The organism is Thermus sp. NMX2.A1, assembly GCF_000511705.1.
Classification (GTDB): domain Bacteria; phylum Deinococcota; class Deinococci; order Deinococcales; family Thermaceae; genus Thermus; species Thermus scotoductus.
In genome coordinates this window covers 1-1,927 of record NZ_ATNI01000113.1, presented here as the reverse complement: position 1 = coordinate 1,927, position 1,927 = coordinate 1, and the positions used below count along the sequence as shown (strand labels likewise).

The following is a 1,927-nucleotide window of genomic DNA, read 5'->3' as shown; positions in this document are numbered from 1 at the left end:
CACTATAGGCCTTGACAACCCCAGGCCTCCGGGCATAGAGTTGCCAGCGTACCGCAAGGGGGGAGTATGAAGAAACTCATCTTGGCTTTAAGCCTTCTGGTCCTGGCCGCCTGCCAGCAGCAGGCCACGGTGCAACCCCAGGCCCTTAGGGAAGCGGGCCAGACCTACATCGCCATCCTGGAGCCCACAGCCTCGCCCACGCTTCCCGCCCGTTTCTCCGAACGCCTTGCCGCTTTGGAAAGGGCCCACGGCCTCTCCATCCCCGCAGAGGACCGCCTCGAGGCCCTGGGGGCCGTCATCCTCCGCAACCTCACCCCCACCCAGGCCCAGCGCCTGGCCCAGGACCCCAGGGTCTACGCCCTGACCCCGGACCAGGAGGTGAAGGCCTACGCCCAGACCATCCCCTGGGGGGTGGACCGCATCGGCGCCCCCACCACCACCGCCAAGGGCGCCAACGTCTCCGTGTACGTGGTGGACACCGGCATCAAGGTGGGGCATGAGGACCTCACCAACCTGATGGGGGGGTATGCGGTGGTGAAGTGTCGGGGTAAGTGCCGCACGGCCTACGACGACGACAACGGCCACGGCACCCATGTGGCGGGCACGGTGGCCGCGGTGAACAACAGCGTGGGCGTCTTGGGCGTGGCCCCCGCCGCCGAGCTATGGGCGGTGAAGGTCCTCTCCGGCTCAGGTTCCGGCTCCACCAGCGGTATCGTCCAGGGCATCAACTGGGTGATCGGTCACAACAACGGGGGCAAGCCCAAGGTGATCAACATGAGCCTTGGGGGGAGCGGCACCGACGACCAGGATGGCCAGTACTGCCCCAGCACCCGCTCCACCAACGCCTTCCACAACGTCATCCAGAAGGCGGTGTGCGACTACCGGATCACCGTGGTGGTGGCCGCCGGCAACGAGGGCGACAACGCCGCCAACCATACCCCCGCCGCCTACGACGAGGTCATCACCGTAAGCGCCACCAACAGCCAGGACGACTGGCCCTCCTGGTCCAACTACGGCCCCGATGTGGACCTCGCCGCCCCCGGGGTTTCCATCCTCTCCACCTGGAACTCCTCCACCACCAGCTACAACACCATCAGCGGCACCTCCATGGCCAGCCCCCATGTGGCCGGGGCTGCCGCCTTGGTGCTTTCCCGCTACCCCAGCTACACCCCGGCCCAGGTGAAGCAGGCCCTTCTGCAAAACGCCGAAAGCACCGCCACCTGGCAAAACACCTCGGGGAATCCGCACCCCGAGCCCTTCCTGAACGTGAGGGGATTCTAGCCTCTCCACGAAAAACCCCCCGCCCTAGGGCGGGGGGCTGGTTTTTCCTGGGAAAAAAGAAAACCCCCCATAGGGGGTTGCACCGGCTTGGACCGCGGGGTCTTGAAAGCGCAGGAACGGGCTTCATGCTCCTTAGAAAGGAGGTGATCCAGCCGCACCTTCCGGTACAGCTACCTTGTTACGACTTCGCCCCAGTCACGAGCCCTACCCTCGGCGCCTGCCCTAAGGCTCCCGGCGACTTCGGGTAGAACCCGCTCCCATGGCGTGACGGGCGGTGTGTACAAGGCCCGGGAACGTATTCACCGCGGCATGGCTGATCCGCGATTACTAGCGATTCCGGCTTCATGGGGTCGGGTTGCAGACCCCAATCCGAACTACGCCCACCTTTTTGCGATTCGCTCCCCATCGCTGGGTCGCCTCGCTCTGTAGTGGGCATTGTAGCACGTGTGTCGCCCAGGCCGTAAGGGCCATGATGACCAGACGTCGTCCCCGCCTTCCTCCTGCTTTCGCAGGCAGTCCCCTTAGAGTGCCCGGCCTAACCCGCTGGCAACTAAGGGCAGGGGTTGCGCTCGTTGCGGGACTTAACCCAACATCTCACGACACGAGCTGACGACGGCCATGCAGCACCTGTGCTGGGGCTCCCTCG

At 65.3% G+C, this 1,927-nt stretch carries 1 protein-coding gene and 1 rRNA gene; one reads left to right on the top strand and one right to left on the bottom strand.

Annotation, left to right across the window (positions count from 1 at the left end; all coding sequences use genetic code 11):
- Nucleotides 1–66: 66 nt before the first annotated feature.
- Complete coding sequence (locus TNMX_RS11380; protein WP_015716284.1) at nucleotides 67–1,281, top strand: S8 family peptidase; 1,215 nt, start codon at nucleotides 67–69, stop codon at nucleotides 1,279–1,281.
- Nucleotides 1,282–1,417: 136 nt separating this feature from the next.
- Here the strand turns inward: TNMX_RS11380 and TNMX_RS11375 are convergent.
- Nucleotides 1,418–1,927, bottom strand: a 16S ribosomal RNA gene (locus TNMX_RS11375); the annotation flags it as partial.

Excerpts from the sequence above, each read along its gene's own strand:
- TNMX_RS11380 (WP_015716284.1), top strand. The coding sequence starts at position 67 with ATGAAGAAACTCATCTTGGCTTTAAGCCTTCTGGTCCTGGCCGCCTGC.